The sequence below is a fragment of the Chryseobacterium daeguense DSM 19388 genome (assembly GCF_000430825.1).
In the GTDB taxonomy this organism is placed as follows: Bacteria; Bacteroidota; Bacteroidia; order Flavobacteriales; family Weeksellaceae; genus Chryseobacterium; species Chryseobacterium daeguense.
Genome location: NZ_AUMT01000003.1, coordinates 423835 through 443677 on the forward strand (window position 1 = coordinate 423835; position 19843 = coordinate 443677).

The window sequence follows — 19843 nt, forward strand, 5'->3', positions numbered from 1 at the left end:
GCTTAATAAAAATTTATAAAACCACTTTACTTATCATGTCAAACATCGGACTTATCATTGAAGAGAAATCAGCAGATATAGGAAACTTTTTGGTGGGAAGATTATTGCCCTTCCGTGAAAAAAGAGCAGTCGGACCCTTTGTTTTTATCGATCATATGGGACCCGCAGAATTGAAGGATTACCAGAATCTTGATGTTCCGCCTCATCCTCACATCGGGCTTTCCACCCTGACCTATCTTCTGGAAGGATCTATTTTTCACAGGGACAGCATAGGAAGTGCCGTGGAAATTCAGCCGGGTGCGGTTAACTGGATGACAGCCGGAAAAGGCGTGGTTCACTCGGAAAGAACACCTGAATATCTAAGACATTCTGATAAAAGACTTCACGGCTTCCAGATCTGGGTAGGACTTCCAAAGCATCTGGAACAGTCTGAGCCAAGCTTTCACCACACAGAAGCAGATGAAATTCCGGTTTGGGAAGAGGATGGAATTCAGTATAAATTAATTGCAGGGGAAGCATTCGGAAGACAGTCTCCGGTTCCAGTTCACAGCAAATTATTTTTTATTGAAATTAAAACTAAAGAAGCCAAAAAAATAAGCATCGGTAAAGATCTTTACGGAGAAGCAGCCATGTACGTGCTGGACGGAACTGTTTCTACGGACGGAAATTCTTACGGCTCAAAACAATTGATGATCGCCAAAGACACAAAATTGTGCGAGTTTGAAATGAGCGAAAACGGAACCGTTTATCTTTTCGGGGGCGAACCTTTTGAAGAGGAGCGTTTTATATTCTGGAATTTTGTAAATTCAGACAAAGAATTAATTGACCGGGCAAAAGTAAACTGGCATGATCAGAATCATGATGCTTTTCCTTTGGTTCCGGGCGATGAAGAAGAATATGTTCCGCTTCCGAAAGCTATTTTAAACAGAAAACCTTAAGAAAGATTAAAGATAAACTATGAAAATATTAGCATTTGCCGGAAGCACATCTTCCACTTCCATCAACAGAGAACTGGTAAAATTTGTTTTGAAAGATTTTCAGAATGAGGAAATTAATTTAATTGATCTTAATGATTTCGATATGCCTGTTTTCTCTGTAGACCGGGAAAAGAAAGGATTTCCGGATGCAGCTCACAATTTTTTGAAAGTTATTGAAGAATGTGATGTGATTATTTGTTCGCTGGCTGAACACAACAGATCATACAGCGCAGCTTTTAAAAATGTGTTCGACTGGGCTTCAAGGATTAATGTAAAAGTTTTTCAGAATAAGCCGATGTTCCTGATGTCCACTTCTCCCGGAGGTTACGGCGGAGGAAATGTGATGAATACGGCAAAAACTTTTTTCCCGAATTTTGGAGCAGATATAAAAGATACTTTCTCGCTACCTAAATTTTATGAAAATTTTGATTTTGAAAGTGGCGTCATTAATCCAGAAATGCTGAAAGACCTGAAAGATAAGATTGAAAATTTTAAAAATCAAGTGAAGAACTGATGAATAAGGGAAGACTGGAGGCCTTCAGTGATGGTGTTTTAGCAATTATCATTACCATCATGGTGCTGGAGCTGAAAGTTCCTGAAGGACACCGTTGGGAAGACCTCAAGCCGCTTATCCCAAAGTTTTTAGCGTATATTTTCAGTTTTATTTATGTCGGAATTTATTGGAATAACCACCATCATTTGTTTCAGACTGTAAAAAAGGTGAACGGAAGCATTCTCTGGGCCAATCTTCACCTGTTGTTCTGGCTTTCATTAATGCCTATTGCAACAGAATGGATCGGGGAAACGCATTTTGCAGAAAATCCTGTTGCCGCTTATGGAATCGGACTTATTATGTGTGCCGTTGCTTATACAATTCTGGAAAATTTAATTATAAAACACGAAGGCGAAGGCTCTCAATTAAAAGAAGCAATACGCTCAAAATCAAAAGAATACATATCAATTATATGTTATATTCTGGGATTCGCGACTTCTTTTTTTTATCCTTATATTGCCATAGGTTTTTATTATATCGTGGCTTTAATATGGCTGATTCCGGACAGAAGAATAGAAAAATCATTAAAAGAAAATTGATATGGAAACACACGAATATATAAATGGAGAAATTACCGTAATTTGGCAGCCTAAAAAATGTATCCACGCCGCAGTTTGTGTAAAAATGCTCCCAAAAGTATATAACCCGAAAGAAAGACCCTGGCTGAAAGCAGAAAATGCAACAGCGGAAGAACTTAAAAATCAAATAGACTTATGCCCTTCAGGAGCTTTAAGTTATAAATTCAATACAGAAAAATAATGGCGGTTACCGTAAAAGCAAGCTTAGGAAAAGAAAAATATTATACCGAAGTAATCGCAGGCGAAAATGCTTTAATAACAGATGAACCTGTAGACAAAGGCGGCCAGAATAAAGGCTTTAACCCCTTTGAAATCCTCGCAACCTCTCTGGCAAGCTGCACTGCAGCAACCCTGAGAATGTATATCGACAGAAAAGAATGGGAAGTAGAAAAAATAAATGTGGAAGTGGAACTTGAGAATTTCCCTTTAACGAAAAGAGCTATTTTCACAAGAGCTATCAGCTTCGAAGGCACTGATCTTGATGATGAACAACTGAAAAGGCTTCATACAATAGCAGACGCCTGCCCTATTCATAAAACACTTACAAACGAAATAGAAATATTAACCAAATTTTCATAATATGATTGAAATAAAGCATAACAACGACGAAAAACACGGAAGTTTTGAAGCACTTATCGACGGAAGACGTGCAGGTTTAATGACTTACACATGGGCCGGAGAAGAGAGATTTATCATAGATCATACCGAAGTGGAAGAAGCATACAACGGAAAAGGTGTTGGTAAGGAAATGCTTTTGGCTGCGGTAGATTTTGCAAGAAAAAACGGAAAAACCATTATTCCGCTTTGCCCTTTTGCAAAAGCTACTTTCCAGAAAAATGAAGAGCTTCAGGATGTTTTGGTGAACAAGACACAGGCTTGATTTCAGGCTAAGATTGAGATTGAGGCTTAGACTGAGATAATTATAAGAGATTAAACTTATCTTAATCTTAGCCTCAACCTTAAAAAAATCATAACCTTTCGGAATAGAAATCCGGAAGGTTTTTTCTTTTTGAGCAGAACAGAAAAAAACTATATTTGCTAAAATTTAAATTAAAGCATGAATCCAGGAACTATCCTTTTGCTATTTGTTTTTATCTATTTTGTCGGGCTTCTGGTAATTTCTTACTTTACGAGCCGGAATTCTGATAATCAGTCATTTTTCATCGGTAATAAAAAAAGTAAATGGTGGCTTGTGGCTTTCGGGATGATCGGAACCAGCCTCAGCGGGGTGACTTTCATTTCCGTACCGGGAACTGTCGGGAAAATGACAGGCAGCGAATACATCTACGGCGGATTTGAATATTATATGATGGTGATCGGCTTTTTTATAGGCTATTTCATTGTTGCCGCGATCCTGCTTCCATTGTATTATAAAATGAATCTTACTTCCATTTATACTTACTTGGGAAAAAGATTTAATGTGGAAGCACATAAAATAGGCTCTACCTTTTTCATCATTTCCAGAGCCATTGGCGCTACGGCCAGATTGTACCTGGTAGTGAATGTATTACAGATTTTTTTACTGGAAGGCTTAGGAGTTCCGTTTTGGCTTACCGCGCTGGTGCTTTTGCTGATGGTGCTTCTGTACACCTTTGAAGGCGGTGTAAAAACCATTGTTATTACAGATACGTTACAGACTTCGTTTATGATTATCAGTCTGATAGCCTGTATCATTTATATTTTATCCAATTTAAATTTATCTTTCGGGGAGGCTTATACTATTTTAGAGCAGAAAAATTATACGCATTTCATTAATTTTGATCCCAATTCCAAGACATTTTTCCTTAAAACCATTTTAGGTGGAATTTTCATTACAATTGCAATGACGGGGCTTGATCAGGAAATGATGCAGAAAAATATTTCTGTTGACAACCTTAAAAATTCAAAGAAAAACATGCTGACCTTCGCAGGAACTTTGCTTTTTGTGAATCTTGCGTTCTTATTTTTGGGAGGCCTGCTTTATCTTTTTGCATTACAGAACGGCGCCGAATACGGACAGATAAAGTCTGAAACCGTTACCCATATTTTCGGGTTTAAAGACGCTGCAGGAAACATAAAGAACATTATGGGGGACGACTTATTCCCAGCCCTGTCGCTTCAGGGACATTTCCCGATGGTAATTTCCGTGATATTTATTATAGGTTTAATTTCAGCTTTATTTCCGTCTGCAGACGGAGCGCTTACAGCTGTCACCAGCTCCTACTGCGTTGATTTACTAAACCTTAATGAAGACAAAAACAAAACAGAGAAAGAAAAGAAAAGACTTCGTATGAAGGTTCATCTTATTTTTACCATTGTTTTCTTTATCCTGATTATGGTTTTTAAAGCAATGAATGATAAGTCGATAGTTTATCTTATTATGGAAATTGCAGGATATACCTACGGACCGCTTTTAGGTCTTTTTGCTTTCGGAATTTTCACAAAATTTCAGATTTCAAAAAAATATTCCATCCTGGCAGTAACTATTTTGGCTCCCATTATGACGTACCTTATTAATTATCTGGTAACAGCTTACACGGATTACAGAATAGGTGTTGAACTTATTATTCTTAACGGATTGCTTACTTTCATCGGGCTTTGGCTGGTGAGACATAAGTCTTATCTGAAAATTGTTTAGCCTAAAAAATTAACGATTCATAAAAAAATATAATTAAATCCGGGCCTTTCAGTCCGGATTTTGTATTTCCGTAAGCCAGCAAAAAATTGTAAATTCGCATGTAAATAAATCATACATAATGAGTAAAAGTATCGAAGAGTTGAAATCTCTTACTACACAAATCAGAAGAGACATTTTAAGAATGGTTCACGCTGTAAATTCCGGTCACCCGGGAGGAAGTTTAGGTTGCACCGAATACTTCACAGCCCTATACGGAAAAGTAATGAACTATAATCTTCCTTTCACGATGGAAGGTAAAAATGAAGATCATTTCTATCTTTCAAACGGACACATTTCTCCGGTATTCTATTCTACTTTGGCCAGATTCGGTTTTTTCCCGGTGGACGAGCTTAGAACTTTCAGAAAATTAGATTCAAGATTGCAGGGACACCCTACCACCCATGAAGGGCTTCCGGGAATAAGAATTGCTTCAGGATCTCTTGGTCAGGGACTTTCTGTAGCTCTTGGTGTTGCTCAGGGAAAAAAATTAGACGGAGACAACGCTCTTGTTTACTCACTTCACGGAGATGGTGAATTGCAGGAAGGGCAAATCTGGGAGGCATTAATGTACGCTGCAGCTAAAAAAGTTGACAACATCATTTCAACAATAGACTACAACGGCCGCCAGATTGACGGTGATACAGATGATGTACTAAGCCTAGGAAATCTTCATGCAAAGCTGGAAGCTTTCGGATGGACTGTTCTTCATGAGAAAAACGGTAACGACTTGGAAGCTGTAATTGCCATTCTTGAAAAAGCAAAAACAGAAACCGGTAAAGGAAAGCCTGTGGCTATCATTCTTCATACAGAAATGGGATTCGGGGTAGATTATATGATGGGATCTCATGCTTGGCACGGAAAAGCTCCTAACGACGAGCAGCTGGATACCGCTTTCAAACAATTATATTTAGAAGCTCCGGCAGATTACTAATCTCTTTTTATCAAATCAAGTTAACCATGAAAAAGCTTTTATTAATCTGTTTTCTATGCAGTTTCTTTTGGGGAATTGCTCAGGAAAAGAAAATTTCCTTTGAAAAAGAGATTGATTATAAATTGACTGACAAGAACAAGACTGATGTTTTTATCAAGACGTTTGCCGGAAAGAACAGTGAATTTTTAACAAAGATAAATATCAAAAACCTTCCGATGTACTTTTTCACTGATGCTATAGGAACTTCTGCTGTAAGTCTGGACATGAACAACAGGCTGGATGGCGGTAATGCCCTTATTTCATCTATGTATTTCGGGCTGAATGCTTATGCTTTTGAGCAGGACAAACAGGAGTTTATCCTTGAAAGCAAAAAATTAAATACTAAAGAAACGATTTTGGGAATTCCATGTTCTCACTATTTAATTAATTTTAAAGAAAAAAGTGACGGACAAACTGATAAAGAATCCTTTAAAGTATGTATTGATGATAAATCAAACTACAATAACCTTCCTGTATTAACGGGACTGATAAGATTCTTTGACAGAAGATCAGGATTCAAAAATTCGGATTTAAAAGGTTTAATCTTAAAAGGCGGGCCTGAAAAAACATACGACACGGAATATTTTGTAGCATCTTCTATAAAGGATTCAAAGGATTTCGTATTTTTTGACCACAGAAAAACAATGATGGACCAGCAGAGACAGCAGGATTCTATTGTTCTTGCCCATCAAAAGCAGGAGGCGGAATATGCAGCAATGGATTCCACAGCAGCAGTTGCGGATTCAGCAGCTTATCCTCTTGATGATGAATATTATATCCCGGATTACGTCTCAGAATACAGAGAAAAAAGCATTGCAGACGGTGGACTTACGATTAGCAATATCCCTTCAAAAAGTCTTTGGAAAGGATTACCTAAGCACTGCCAGAATTTTGAAAAAGAGATGCCGTCTTTTAATAATAAGGACCTTAAAAGCCATTTGAAAAATTATGTAGGGCAAATGTGCGATATGTATCTTACACAAACCTCTTATCATTCTGTAGGCATCAAAATAACATTGGACGAGATAAGGCGTGAGGTCCTTTACCTCAACGAAATTCAGGAAAAACTTGATACTGCTGATAAAAAGAAATTAACTACTTATTTAAAAAATCTAGATTAAAAAAATAAAAATGAAATATACATATACAGAAAAAAAGGATACACGTTCAGGATTCGGAGCCGGATTAGCTGAGCTTGCGGACAAAAATCCTAATGTTGTAGCACTTTGTGCAGACCTTATCGGTTCTTTGAAAATGGAAAAATTCATTGAAAAAGCTCCGGAAAGATTTTACCAGGTGGGTATCGCTGAAGCCAATATGATGGGTCTTGCAGCAGGTCTTAGTATCACCGGGAAAATTCCTTTCACCGGTACTTTCGCTAATTTTTCTACTTCAAGAGTGTACGACCAGATCCGTCAGTCTATTGCATACTCTAATAAAAATGTAAAAATCTGTGCTTCTCACGCTGGTCTTACGCTGGGTGAAGACGGTGCGACACACCAGGTTTTGGAAGACATCGGAATGATGAAAATGCTTCCCGGAATGACTGTAATAAACCCGTGTGATTACAACCAGACAAAGGCTGCTACCCTGGCTATTGCTGACTTTGAAGGTCCCGTTTATCTCAGATTCGGAAGACCGGTAGTTCCTGTCTTCATTCCGGAAGATATGCCTTTCGAGATCGGAAAAGGAATTATGCTTCAGGAAGGTACTGATGTAACGATTGTTGCAACAGGCCACCTTGTATGGGAATCCCTGGTTGCTGCAGATGAGCTTGAAAAAGAAGGTATTTCTTGTGAAGTCATCAATATCCATACAATTAAGCCTTTGGACGAAGAAATCATCTTAAAATCGGTTGAAAAAACCGGCAAGATCGTAACCGCTGAAGAGCATAACTATCTTGGAGGTTTAGGAGAATCTGTTGCTGGAATGCTGGCAAGAAAAAGACCTACAAGACAGGAATTCGTTGCTGTAAATGATACTTTCGGAGAATCTGCCACGCCTGCTGAGCTGATGAAGAAATATAAAATTGATTCTGCAGCTGTGAAAGAAGCAGTGAAGAGAATTTTAGATAAATAATTTCTTTAAAAATATAATTGAAAAGCATCCTTGATTAGGGTGCTTTTTTATTTGAAATCATCAGATGCATTCAAAAATATTATTCTAAGTTTTGGCTAAGGCAGATTTGAATTATTTAAAAGAAAAACGGGCTAAAGCCCGTTCCTATTGATATCGTAATATTTAATTTTTTTAATCTTTAATCTTTAATCCTTTAATATAAAAAACTATTTAAAAAACTTCCATTTCGGAATTATCGCCAGCATCCCAAATCCTGTAAAAAGGAATAGGTTCGTCACGTCTGTATAAAGGAAAGTGGACAAGTAATAATTATGCATAAAGAAGTGCAATACCAATAAGGCTGGAAAGGCAAAAATCCCTATTTTCCTGTAGAAAAACATCAGAAGGAGACTTATAGCCATCAATGCATCTATCGCGAAAATAATACAGAAATACCACCTCGGGATATTGAGATATTCATGCTGCAGATACTCATCAAGATCAATCCCGAATCCCATTAAGGTAAACAACATCAGGGCAGCGAATGCTGCAATAAACCCCCATCCTTTTTTCGGATTTTCGTCAAAATAGCTGTATTCTTCCATAAGTACAAAAATAAAGAACTTATGAGAGATTTCATAAGTTCTTTTATATAATTCGTTTAAAATTTGATTATACAGAGATAGCGTTGATCAGTCTGTTTTTGTCACTCAGGTATTCTTCCATAGAAATCATACTTTCTGTTCTCATTACATCCTGAATATCATCTATCTGATAAATGATTCTTTTAGCATCGTCAGTATTTTTAGCTTTTACTTTACAGAAAATGTTATATTTTCCGGAAATAACGCTAGCTTCAATTACGTTTGGAATTGTTGACAGCTCTTTTAAAACTTCCTGAGTTCTGTTTGATTTTGTTAATAAAATTCCGATGAAAGCAGTGAAATGATAATCCAGCTTTCCGTAGTCGATATTAAGAGATGATCCCAAAATAATACCCGCATCTTCCATTTTTTTCACTCTTACGTGAATTGTTCCTGCAGAAACATCCATCTGCTTAGCAATTTCTGTAAAAGGCATTCTTGTGTTTTCTACTAAGAAATCAAGAATCTTCTTGTCTATTTCGTCCAGTTGATAGTTCATATTAGTTAAATTACAATTTTCTTAAAAAATCTATGTATTTTTTGCAAATTTATAAAAAATTATTTAACTAAAAAAATTATATCAAACATTAACAATAATTAACACGGATGATAAAAATCATTAAAAATTTAGGATTATTTTGCTTCTGATTTTGTAGAATCTGTTTTTATCGCGGTTTTAGGATCCTGAACTTTTTTATCTTTTTTCTTCTTTTTGAATAAAGAATTAAAGCTCTTACTCCAAACAATACCACCTCCATAGGCTTGATTGGCCGTACCATTTGACCCGGCTCCATTTACCATTCCTATATTGGAAGGTTTTGAATATCCTCTGAGAATCAGGCTGCCGTCATTCTTTTTGGATATATCATACTCTATGGTACCTTCACCAGAGAGATAATTGGTTTCTGTATTTTCCGTTTTTGATAATGGGATTCCAAGTCCGGTTTTCACCTTAATCCTTGGTGAAAGCGCAAAACTTACCCCAGCATTTGCCCTGTCTCCGGTGTTGGAATACTGATCACCTTTCACATAGTTAAGGTCGATCTGGAACTCATTACTCATGGTATTAAGAACAGATCCCAATTGCTTTAAAAGCATATTATATCCTGAAGATTCTGCAACGCCCGCTACATCCACATCTACTCCACCCGTATTTGAAACATTGAAGCTGCTTAACAGCAATACAGAACCGAACTGAAGCACTTTCTCCCCTTCCTGGCTCATCTTTGCTGCCAAAGTTTCCCTTACCTGGCTGGAAACATCAAGTGCAGTAACATTAAGGTCAACTTTCGGATCTATAAGCGACTGTGTAATATTGGCCTGAAGCAAAATACTGATTGGCTGAATACTTCCCATATTCAAATATTCCCCTGCATTGGAAACCATTCTGACATAGTTTGCGGTAATATCGAGGGCAGGCTTCATCGCATCCCCATCCCACCGGATGCTGCTTCCTTTTTCTATCTGGAACGTCTTGTTCAAAATAGCTTTAGACACAAATGTTCCGTTATCTACCTTATAGGTTCCGTTCATTGCAATATTTCCTTGTCTGCTCATCTGGAAACGCAGCTTTTCGGCGGCTCCTTTTACCATAATATTTCCTACATCATCACCTATCAACACGTTCACGGTAGTCCCTTTATCTACATCCAAAGCAAAGTCAATATTCATATTGGCACCGGTCTTTTTCTTTTCTTCAAGGGTTACCAGCCCGTCTTTTCCTTCTTTCAAGAACCTCAGCATTTTAAATTCTTCCACATTAGATGTAGATCCTGAATTAAAAGTAAATGTACTTCCATTCAAAGCTTTCATATTTGGCGTTGTAATGCTTAATCCGGAAACCGGACCATCAATATACAGATCGCCCTGCCCGTAAATTCTACCCCAGAAAAGGTCATAATCTTTCTGAGTTGTATTAAGTACTAATAAATTATCCGCCCTCATTACCAGGTTGACCCCCATTGAAGAAAGTGTCTCAAACTGGATAGCTCCTGAAATATTTCCTTTGGAATTGGTTCTTCCATCATACACATCAATACTGTTGAGGATCGCCAGACCTTTCGTTAAAGGAATTGTAGTATCTCCAAAAGAATAATCTACTCCAGTGAATAAAAGCTTTAATCCGAATCCTTTCAAATCAATAGCCCCGCTATAATCCAGATTGTTGAAATTTCCTGAAATTTTCAGGTCTCCTGTTGCTTTACCACGAAGATTTCCAAAAATGGTCTGTACAAACTGCTGTGCAAAGGCTATATCAAAATCCCTCATCTCAGCATTGAGGTCAATGGTTGGTGAAGAAGTATTATTATTAACCGTTCCGGTCACATGAAGGCTGTTATTACCTATTACTCCCGCAGAGCTTACTTTTATATCTACATCATATACATTCAGGGAGAAGCCATTGGTTGCAGAAATCGTAATATCACCCATATCATTTCCATTCATCATGATATCGTCGACCGTCATGTCTATCAAAGGCTGGAGGGTGCTTTTGTCCATTCTGATCTTTACACTTCCGTTCGCAAGGCCTTTAAGATCCATAGAATTTCCACCCGACTGCATTTCCAACAGCTTTTCAATGGCAAAGTTGTTGACCTCGGCATCCAGGTAAAAATCTTTTGCAGACTTGAACTGTGCTTCTTTTACAAATAATGCACTGTTATCAGAGTAAACCCTCAGGTTCCTTATATCAAAATCGCCTTCTTTTTTGCGGTACGTGATGGAATGATTCAGGTCCGGACTTGTATCTATAGCCCAGGTAACATCATTAAATTTTACTTCCGTAGGTTCAAATCTGAATACGAAATCTCCCGCCGCATTGGTAGACTGATTCACATTTATGGCATATTCTTTCAGCTTATCGCCCAGCTCATCTTCAGGACTTCCATGCTTGAATTTAGTGGCTAAATGAAGAATCGTGTTATCTTCATTTCTTCCGCTGATTGTGATATCTTTTAATATATTTTTATTGTATTCTGCCCTGTTTATTTTAGCAAAAATCTGTTCATTAAGATTTGCGGTATTAATTCTCACCATCAGGCTGTCGACCATGGCGCTGTCTTTGGTAATTTTATCCCTTTCATTAATTTGGTATGCCGGATTTGAGGCTGCCAGAGCTTTATCAGCTTCGGTAATTTCCTCAGTTTTCGTCATGATATACTTCAGCGAAGCCGCATCCACATTCAAAATAAGATTATTTGAATTTCCATCATATTCACCTTCCACTTTTGCTCCCTGAGGAATTTTAAGATCAGGTAAAAAATAGCTTACCAATCCCTGCTGAACATCAAAGTTCATAGCAAAATTTTGACCCCTGTATAATTTTCTCGGTGGCGGGCCTACTAAAATTTTGTTTAATCCGTTCTGAACCATTCCTGCGAGGTCCCCAAGATTATATCTACCGGAAATTTTACCGTTTGCAGCTCCCGGAGCATCCACGTCTATGACGCGGCCGCCATTTTCAATGAAGGTTTTAAGCTTCGCATTCGGTATTGAATATTTTTGTGTGGCTGTTGCAAAATTAATATTATTGGCTTCAACATCTAAAATAAGGTCATTAATGGAAGACATAGACATTTTACCGTTTACCTTACCGCTTACAATCTGGCTGCCCGTCTTATCGGTAAAATAATTCATATTTAAATAATTAACATCGGCATCCACATTCATAGAAATCCTTGATGTGCTGAAATCGACAAGACCTTTTACCGTAGCCTTTGCCTGCTCGTCATTAATAGTTATTAAGCCGTTGTATTTTTTATGATCCAATAATCCGTCCAGATACAGATTGTTGATCTCTTTATTCATGATTTCAATGCTTGCAATCTGAGACTTTGTGGTAAGCCTCATGGTATTAACATCAAAGCTCTGGCCGTTAATATCAAATTTCCCGGAAATTAATCCTACCGTTTTATTTTTAGTAATAACAGAAGTATTGAGGTCTTTAACATCCACAAAACCGGAGTATTTCGGCATTGCCGTACTGTATCCCGTCAATGAAAACTTAGTAATTTTCGCCTGCCCGATTCCTGTGATTAAGCTTCCGTTTGGAACATATACCTGATCAGGATTTACACGTGCCGCTCCATTATATTTAAGCTTACCAAAATCATCGGCAAAATTCTTCATTTTTGTAGCAATAAATGAAGGCATCATTGCTTTTAAATCTTTATAAGTAAAATCTGTAGAAAGATTATTAGTTTCAATTAAAAATTTACCTTTCAGTAAATTTTTAACCTTCATTGTTTTAGTCGCAATATTTACAGAAGGATTTCGGATCAGGAAATTTTCAAGGTAAAAGTTGTTCAGTGGACCGGTCATTTTTCCGGAAACATTGAAGGGTTTATAATTATCCCAGTTGGTTACGAAATAACTGATATCATAACCACTCAGCTGGCTTCCCTGCTGAAGATTCATATCCCAACGAACACGATCTGCGAATTCTGCCCACGATCCCTTATTCAGATTAAATTTAATATCACCCTGTAAAAGTGTGTGATCTGTATTTAAAGTTAAATCTTTTAAAAAAAGATATTTCTCCGTCATGGAAAGTTCAGTAGAAAACGTATCAACAAGATGCGATTTTCCCCATCTTTTGGTAACAAAAGACATATTATTGATTAAAGCGGAGATGTTTCCTCCGTTTACTTTTACATTGGGTGCTTTAAGATCAAAGTTGGTAGCAGTAAGCCATTTTCCGGCCTCTCCCGGAGAATTTTGGTTTACAATAGAAACCCTGGAATCCAGAATCTGCAGCCTGGAATTTAATTGAAACGGGGGTTTATTGGGATCCTTCTTTTTTCCGCTGTCAAATAATTGTGTAAAACGGATAAAGTTTGAGATACTGTCGCCTTTATAAGTAATGACTTTTACATCAGCATTTTTAAGCGTCAATGAATTAAAGCTCAGCGAATTGTTTTTTCCGATATTGGTAGCGAGGGAAAACCAGTCGGAATTGGCTGTAAACTCTTTTGCCGTAATAAACTCCAGACCTTTATAATCTTTAATTTTTAAACCCTTGATTTTTACGTTTCCAAAAAAGTTAACTTCCACACTTTCCGTAGACATATCTGCCTTGAAATCCCTGTTTACAATTTGCAACGCCTGATTGGCTGCCCATTGCTTGGTTACCGGAAGGTTAATGATAATGAAAATTGCAGTCACCAACCCTAAAGCCAGCCAAAAGAGAGTTAATAACAGTCTCGCCCACCAGGAATAACTTGTAACGTCTTTTACAGCCTGCTTTCCAAATTCTTCTGCTGTTTCTACAGGATGATGAATGGCATCTGAAGCCAGTTCAGATGCTTCTTTAACTGTTTCTTTTACAACACCTTCTACATTTTCAACAGTCTTCTGTACCTGATCACCTAAGTTTTCAGCTACTGATTTTTTGTTCTCATTCTCGTTATTATTCTCTAACTTTGCCATTATTATGAGCGACTCTACAATTTTAGGTATTGAATCGTCTTGCGACGACACATCAGCAGCTATCATCAAGGGAAATTCTATTCTGTCGAATATTGCTGCGAATCAGGCTATCCATAAAGAATATGGCGGTGTTGTTCCTGAGCTGGCGTCTCGCGCACATCAGCAAAATATCATCCCCGTTGTTGAAAAATCTCTAACTAAAGCAAATATACAACAAAATGCAATCTCTGCGATAGGATTTACACGCGGGCCCGGACTTTTGGGATCACTTCTTGTGGGAACCTCCTTTGCTAAGTCATTGGCAATGAGTCTGGATGTTCCTTTAATTGAGGTAAACCATCTCCAGGCGCACATTTTAGCGCATTTCATTGAGGATGCAAATCCTATGCCGCCCAAATTCCCCTTCCTGTGTCTTACCGTAAGCGGAGGCCACACCATGATCGTTCTTGTGAAGGATTATTTTGATATGGAAATTATTGGAAAAACCATTGATGATGCGGCTGGAGAAGCATTTGATAAGATTGGGAAAATCTTTGATCTGGATTATCCTGCCGGTCCTATTATCGACAGGCTTGCTAAAGAAGGAAATCCCGATGCTTTTAAATTTAATAAACCAAAATTAGATAATTACGATTATTCTTTCAGCGGAATAAAGACTTCTGTATTATATTTTATCCAAAAAGAAGTTAAAAAAGAGAACGACTTCATAAAAAATAACATGAATGATCTTTGTGCCTCCGTTCAGAAAGCAATTATAGAAATTCTGATGAACAAACTTGAAAAGGCTGCAAAGGATTTAAATATAAAAGAAGTAGCCATTGCAGGCGGAGTTTCCGCTAATTCTGCCCTAAGAAAAGCCATGCAGGACAACCAGGAAAAGCTCGGCTGGAATATCTATATCCCAAAGTTTGAATACACTACGGATAATGCTGCAATGATTGCAATGGTAGCGCAATTGAAATTTGAAAGAGGAGAATTTACGGATCTGAGGACTTCAGCAACGGCTAAATATGATTTGTAGGCTGCGGAGCCACGAAGTGGTGACGTAAAAAGCAAAGGGTTGCAGTCCTTTGAAATAATTGATTAAATATTCACAAGCTACGAAGTAGCGAAATAAAATGGGACAATCTCTTGTTAAAAACTATATTCATATTATATTCTCTACTAAAAACAGAGAAGCAATAATTGATGAAACAATAGAAGAAGAGTTATTTTCATATTTAGCAGGAATCTGCAAGAATATGGAATGTTATCCTGTCAAAATTGGAGGATATAAAGATCACGTTCACATTCTTTGTCTTTTATCAAAAAAAGTAACTTTAATAAAGCTTTTAGAAAGTTTAAAATCTCATTCCTCAAAATGGATTAAAACCAAGGACAAAAAATATTCTAATTTTTATTGGCAAAATGGCTATGGTAGTTTTTCAGTAAATCCAAGAGAGATAGAAACAGTAATACAATATATCAGCAATCAAAAAGAACATCATAAAATTAAAAGTTTTCAAGAAGAGTTTTTACTATTTCTAAAAAACTATGAAATGGAGTTTGATGAAAAATATATTTGGGATTAATATTTCGCCCTTTCAGGGCTCAACTCAGCAAACAACTCAAATAAAAAAAGACCTCACAGTCTTTGCTTATTATTCCGCCACTTCGTGGCTCTAAAAAAAGAAACAATGAAACTATTTTACGGAGAAATTGAAGAAAACAAAGTAAACATCAATGATGAGGAACAGCAACATATCGTAAAAGTTCTTCGGATGAAAAATGGTGAAGAAATTCATGTGACGGATGGAAAAGGGAACCTTGCATCCGGAAAACTGATGATTGAAGGTAAAAAAGCAGTCATAAATGTCGCTGAAATTAAGATCGGTTTACCCGCATTTAATCCAAAGCTTCACATCGCAATTGCTCCGACAAAAAATATTGACCGCATAGAATTTTTTATTGAAAAAGCCGTTGAAATGGGGATTTCAGAAATTACCATTTTACAAACTGAAAAAACAGAACGCAAAAATATTAATATTGAAAAATTAAGAAAGCAGGCTGTTGCAGCATCTAAGCAGAGCTTAAGATTTCATTTTCCCATCATTAATGACCTAACTAAAATTCAGGATTTTCTAAAAAATATTAATCCTGAAAACACTTTTGTAGCACACTGCCATGAAAATCTGGAAAGAATTGAATTAAAAGAAATTCCGCAATTTGATGAAATTACATTTCTGATTGGTCCTGAGGGAGATTTTTCCGAAAAAGAAATCTCGTTTTTAGCTGAAAATAATGTTAAAGCTGTTTCATTGGGAAACCAAAGACTGAGAACAGAAACCGCCGGAATTTTTGTAGCGGCCTGGAATTATTTGCTTCAAATTAAAAACATTTAGGTTTTGGCTAAAGCCATTCCATTATAATTAAAGAAAAAGCGGGCTAAAGCCCGCTCCTATTGGTATTTAAATTACATCTCAATCTTATTATCCCTCAAATACTTATCAAAAATCTGCTGTCCGCTTCTTATAGAATTTACAGCCCAACGGATTTTCATTTTCAGAAGCTTTTCTTCGTTTAATTTATAATCAATATCTGATTTTAATAATTTTTGCTTTAATTCGTACATGCAAATTGATGCTGCTACGGAAACATTAAAACTCCTTGTAAAGCCATACATCGGAATCGCCAGCGTTTCGTCTGCAAAATCTAAAATCTCCTGAGAAACGCCCTCCATTTCAGTTCCGAAAACCAAAGCAATAGGTTCTGTAATTTCATATTCAGGCAGCATTTTCGCATTGTTTTCCAATGAAACAGCTACTATTTTATAGCCCCGCTCTTTAATTTTCCGGAAAGACTCCATGCTTCTTGGCATTTTTTCTACCTCAACCCAAGTGTCGGCCCCTTTGGTTACTCGAAGATTCGGCTCAAAGCTGTATTCCTCCTGTAAAGCCACCACTTTATGGAATCCGCATGCCTCCACAGACCGTACAATGGCCGCTGCATTTCTAAACTGATAAATATCTTCCACCACAGGAAGTATAAAATCTGAGCTTTCAAGGGAAAAGTGCTCAATTTTCTGTAATCTTTCCTCCGTTAAAAATTGTTTTAAATATTCAAAAGTCTGGGTTAAATCTTTCATCTGATGATATATATTTTCCGGTAGTCAGATGCAACGTTTATAATGACAGCTTTAATGAGATAAATTTTGTCATAAACGTTTCATTCATTTTCAAATCTTTGCAAATTTAATGTAATTTTGAACAATCATCCTGAAATGGGTGCAAGAATCTAACAAACGTCCTTGTATGAAGAGAAAAGTCCTGCTAATATATACCGGTGGAACCATTGGTATGGAGAAAGATTATGAAACCGGAAGCCTTCGTGCTTTTGATTTCGGAAATATTTTTGAAAAAATGCCCGAGATGAAGCTCATGGAATGTGAAGTCTTCGTTCATCCTTTCGCAAAGCCGCTGGATTCCTCTGATATGGGGCCTGAGGAGTGGAAAATTATCGCTCATTATATCAGGAAAAATTACGATCAATTCGATGGTTTTTTAGTTTTGCACGGAACTGACACCATGTCTTACACTGCCTCAGCATTGAGCTTTATGCTAAAAGGATTAAAAAAGCCCGTGATTTTGACAGGCTCACAGCTTCCAATTGGAGATTTAAGGACGGATGCGAAAGAAAATCTTTTAACAAGCTTATATTACGCAAGCTTGTATGAAGAAGATGAAGCTGTTATTCAGGAGGTTGCGATTTATTTTGAATATAAACTACTGAGAGGAAACAGAACATTGAAATATTCTGCAGAATATTTTGATGCCTATTCCAGTCCGAATTATCCTATTCTTGGGCAGTCCGGTGTTCATTTAAATATAATTAAAGAAAATCTGCATCGTGACAAATCTGGTGTAAAATTTCATGTAGATGATCATATTTCGGAGGATGTTTTGTTCTGGAGAATTTTTCCGGGAATGAAGATGAATCATTTTAAAGAAATACCAAAAATGAAGGTTCTGATCCTTCAGGTTTTTGGTTCCGGAACGATTTTCAGCAGTGAAAAAACTCAGGAAACCCTTCAGGAAATCAGGAATAACGGAACTGAAATAGTGGTTGTAAGTCAGTGCATTTCAGGCGGAATTACATTTGGAAAATATGAAAACAGTAATATTTTTTCAAAAATCGGCGCCATCAGCGGAAGGGATATCACTGCAGAAAGTGCCATTACAAAGGCCATGCATTTAATTGACAATCCAAACTACAAAGGAAGTTTTGCCGATAATTTTGCGAAAAGCCTTTGTGGAGAAATTTCTCATTAATTGTTTAATTTATTTGCAGATTCCGGAAAATACGCTATTTTTGCAGTCTCAATTAGAGAGGTGTCCGAGTGGTTGAAGGAGCTACCCTGGAAAGGTAGTATACGGGTAACTGTATCGAGGGTTCGAATCCCTTCCTCTCTGCAAATGAACAGCCTGTACCAATTTGGTGCAGGCTTATTTTTTATTAAATCTTACAAATCTGTAAGCAGATAGTATTTTTACCTAAAACAGCAATTAGTTGTTTCCAATATACCGTTTACATTTTCTTCTTCGTTACTTGAAACTCTAATTGCGCTTCAATGGTAGGCATAGTTGCAGACCAGGTGCGATGTTTCTTTAATCAGTAAATTAATAAAAAAACTCCCAATTGAAATCAATCAGGAGTTTCTGTCTGAAAAAGGTACCAACTATTTTCAAACTAATTTAGCTATATGAATGTGAATGTTTCAGTGTATTAATTGCACATCGTGAGATATTGCTGGTTCAGCTGCACTTTAAATTTGGCTTCAGACTTTAGTTTAGCATAAACGGTATGCTCAAATGCGTGAACTTCTTTTAATTTTTGATCAATAAATTCCGTAATCTGAACAATAGAAAAAATAAAATCTCTGTAAACTGCCATATCAACGGTCTGTCCGTATACCGGAAGATACGCCTTGAGAAATGGAATGGTAACCTGATGCTGATTGTAGTTGACACAATAGCCCGCTCCTTCCCTTGAAGTAATAATTTCGTAATTGTTAATTAAATCCAGTGTGTTTTTACCTTCTTTGCAGTTGTTTTTAGAGCAATATCTGTTGATTTTATCTAAAATATGTTGAGCATACTCCATCATGGAAATTGTTTTCCATTCGAATTCATGGTTCATGCCTTTTAGATTTTTTATCGGTTTTCCATTTTCACAGCTGGTGCAAAAAGAAATTCCTATTTTTTCATAATAGGGGAAAAAGCAGTCCTTAATCTGAATTGAAGCATCCGCCTGAAGCCTGTCATTCGCAAAATTGTAGTAAATATAAGGCTTGTATAATTCTGCGAGAGCCTTCAGATATTCTGTTTCATTGGTATTATGATATTCTTCAAACCATTTTTCAAGGTTATTGTAATATTGATTTTCAAATTCTCTAAAACTTAAATATAACGGCAGTTCCATAGCTCTGTAATTTTGATATGACAAAGCTAATGGCGTAATGCGACAAAACTTGACGTGTTATTTTTATCTTGAGAAATTTTTATTTGATGGAAGATGGAAGCGGGAAGATTGAAGTTTAATGTAAGATCTTTTATCTTTTATCTTTTATCTTTTATCTTTTATCTGTCATAATTTTTCATGATGAATTCAAAATAATGTGAACTTGCAACTATTTTTGAGACAAAATTTATATACTCTTTATGCTACATTTTTAGATTGATTAGACATTAAATTTTGATACTCTCTTATGGTTAAATTTCCTAAAGCTGAATGCCTTCTCTGGGTGTTGTAAAATGTTTCTATATATTCAAACACAGAGTTTTTGGCGTGGTCTCTAGTTTCATATTTATTTTGATAGACAAGTTCGGTTTTCAGAGTTTTGAAAAAACTCTCCGCTACAGCATTATCATAGCAATTTCCCTTTCCACTCATACTTCGGGTAATATTTTTCCCGACTATTGACGTAAATTCTGTGCACGCATAC

The 19843-nt window shown here is 36.7% G+C and carries 20 protein-coding genes and 1 tRNA gene; 15 read left to right on the forward strand and 6 right to left on the reverse strand.

Translation table 11 applies throughout. The features are described from left to right. Positions 1 to 35 precede the first annotated feature (35 nt). From H560_RS0106410 to H560_RS0106460, 10 genes are all read left to right on the forward strand, one after another. Complete coding sequence (locus H560_RS0106410; protein WP_027379276.1) at positions 36 to 938, forward strand: pirin family protein; 903 nt, start codon at positions 36 to 38, stop codon at positions 936 to 938. A 19-nt stretch (positions 939 to 957) separates the two neighbouring features. Further along, positions 958 to 1491 carry an NADPH-dependent FMN reductase gene (locus tag H560_RS0106415; protein WP_027379277.1) on the forward strand — a complete coding sequence of 178 codons (534 nt, stop codon included), beginning with the start codon at positions 958 to 960 and terminating at the stop codon, positions 1489 to 1491. Next, complete coding sequence (locus H560_RS0106420; RefSeq protein WP_027379278.1) at positions 1491 to 2069, forward strand: TMEM175 family protein; 579 nt, start codon at positions 1491 to 1493, stop codon at positions 2067 to 2069. The genes H560_RS0106415 and H560_RS0106420 overlap by 1 nt, the downstream gene beginning before the upstream one ends. 1 nt (position 2070) lies before the next feature. After that, positions 2071 to 2289: a (4Fe-4S)-binding protein gene (locus H560_RS0106425; protein WP_027379279.1), complete on the forward strand. Its 219-nt coding sequence runs from the start codon at positions 2071 to 2073 to the stop codon at positions 2287 to 2289. Further along, positions 2289 to 2687, forward strand: coding sequence for an OsmC family protein (locus H560_RS0106430; protein WP_027379280.1), 399 nt, complete (start codon positions 2289 to 2291; stop codon positions 2685 to 2687). The genes H560_RS0106425 and H560_RS0106430 overlap by 1 nt, the downstream gene beginning before the upstream one ends. A 1-nt stretch (position 2688) precedes the next feature. After that, positions 2689 to 2988 carry a GNAT family N-acetyltransferase gene (locus tag H560_RS0106435; RefSeq protein WP_185095852.1) on the forward strand — a complete coding sequence of 100 codons (300 nt, stop codon included), beginning with the start codon at positions 2689 to 2691 and terminating at the stop codon, positions 2986 to 2988. Between the two features lie 177 nt (positions 2989 to 3165). Further along, a complete protein-coding gene (locus tag H560_RS0106440) occupies positions 3166 to 4725 on the forward strand; it encodes a sodium:solute symporter (RefSeq protein ID WP_027379282.1) in 1560 nt (519 codons plus the stop codon). 118 nt (positions 4726 to 4843) lie between these two features. Beyond that, positions 4844 to 5695, forward strand: coding sequence for a transketolase (locus tag H560_RS0106450; RefSeq protein ID WP_027379283.1), 852 nt, complete (start codon positions 4844 to 4846; stop codon positions 5693 to 5695). A 26-nt stretch (positions 5696 to 5721) separates the two neighbouring features. After that, positions 5722 to 6855, forward strand: coding sequence for a hypothetical protein (locus H560_RS0106455; protein ID WP_027379284.1), 1134 nt, complete (start codon positions 5722 to 5724; stop codon positions 6853 to 6855). A gap of 10 nt (positions 6856 to 6865) precedes the next feature. Further along, a complete protein-coding gene (locus tag H560_RS0106460; protein ID WP_027379285.1) occupies positions 6866 to 7813 on the forward strand; it encodes a transketolase family protein in 948 nt (315 codons plus the stop codon). A gap of 206 nt (positions 7814 to 8019) precedes the next feature. Here the strand turns inward: H560_RS0106460 and H560_RS0106465 are convergent, their stop codons facing one another. The 3 genes from H560_RS0106465 to H560_RS0106475 form a co-directional block, all read right to left on the reverse strand. Continuing rightward, on the reverse strand, positions 8020 to 8397 hold the full coding sequence (locus H560_RS0106465) for a hypothetical protein (protein WP_027379286.1): 378 nt from the start codon (positions 8395 to 8397) through the stop codon (positions 8020 to 8022). Positions 8398 to 8464: 67 nt separating this feature from the next. Further along, a complete protein-coding gene (locus H560_RS0106470) occupies positions 8465 to 8935 on the reverse strand; it encodes an Lrp/AsnC family transcriptional regulator (protein ID WP_027379287.1) in 471 nt (156 codons plus the stop codon). Positions 8936 to 9069: 134 nt separating this feature from the next. Then, entirely contained in the window at positions 9070 to 13863 is a 4794-nt protein-coding gene (locus H560_RS0106475) for a translocation/assembly module TamB domain-containing protein (RefSeq protein WP_027379288.1), read from the reverse strand. Between the two features lie 4 nt (positions 13864 to 13867). Between H560_RS0106475 and tsaD the strand changes: the two genes are divergently transcribed. The 3 genes from tsaD to H560_RS0106490 all read left to right on the forward strand — a co-directional run bounded on the left by tsaD (position 13868) and on the right by H560_RS0106490 (position 16244). After that, a complete protein-coding gene (gene tsaD, locus H560_RS0106480; protein ID WP_027379289.1) occupies positions 13868 to 14884 on the forward strand; it encodes a tRNA (adenosine(37)-N6)-threonylcarbamoyltransferase complex transferase subunit TsaD in 1017 nt (338 codons plus the stop codon). A 97-nt stretch (positions 14885 to 14981) separates the two neighbouring features. Beyond that, a complete protein-coding gene (gene tnpA / locus H560_RS0106485; RefSeq protein ID WP_027379290.1) occupies positions 14982 to 15434 on the forward strand; it encodes an IS200/IS605 family transposase in 453 nt (150 codons plus the stop codon). A 105-nt stretch (positions 15435 to 15539) separates the two neighbouring features. Further along, positions 15540 to 16244 carry an RsmE family RNA methyltransferase gene (locus tag H560_RS0106490; protein WP_027379291.1) on the forward strand — a complete coding sequence of 235 codons (705 nt, stop codon included), beginning with the start codon at positions 15540 to 15542 and terminating at the stop codon, positions 16242 to 16244. A 71-nt stretch (positions 16245 to 16315) separates the two neighbouring features. Here H560_RS0106490 and H560_RS0106495 read toward each other — a convergent pair whose 3' ends face one another. Further along, positions 16316 to 16987, reverse strand: coding sequence for a TrmH family RNA methyltransferase (locus H560_RS0106495; RefSeq protein ID WP_027379292.1), 672 nt, complete (start codon positions 16985 to 16987; stop codon positions 16316 to 16318). Positions 16988 to 17153: 166 nt separating this feature from the next. Here H560_RS0106495 and H560_RS0106500 point away from each other — a divergent pair, with 166 nt between their 5' ends. Together H560_RS0106500 and H560_RS0106505 are read left to right on the forward strand one after the other, a co-directional pair. Then, the gene (locus H560_RS0106500; protein WP_027379293.1) at positions 17154 to 18170 is read left to right on the forward strand and encodes an asparaginase; all 1017 of its coding nucleotides are present in this window, start codon (positions 17154 to 17156) and stop codon (positions 18168 to 18170) included. 54 nt (positions 18171 to 18224) lie between these two features. Continuing rightward, a tRNA-Ser gene (locus H560_RS0106505) sits at positions 18225 to 18311 on the forward strand. A 313-nt stretch (positions 18312 to 18624) separates the two neighbouring features. On the opposite strand, the gene H560_RS0106510 is transcribed toward H560_RS0106505, so the two are convergent. Continuing rightward, positions 18625 to 19320 (reverse strand): hypothetical protein, encoded by a 696-nt coding sequence (locus H560_RS0106510; protein WP_027379294.1) that lies wholly within the window; start codon positions 19318 to 19320, stop codon positions 18625 to 18627. 237 nt (positions 19321 to 19557) lie between these two features. Then, positions 19558 to 19843, reverse strand: a 286-nt coding sequence (locus H560_RS0106515; protein WP_027380653.1) for an IS3 family transposase, incomplete at its 5' end; no start/stop codon positions are given.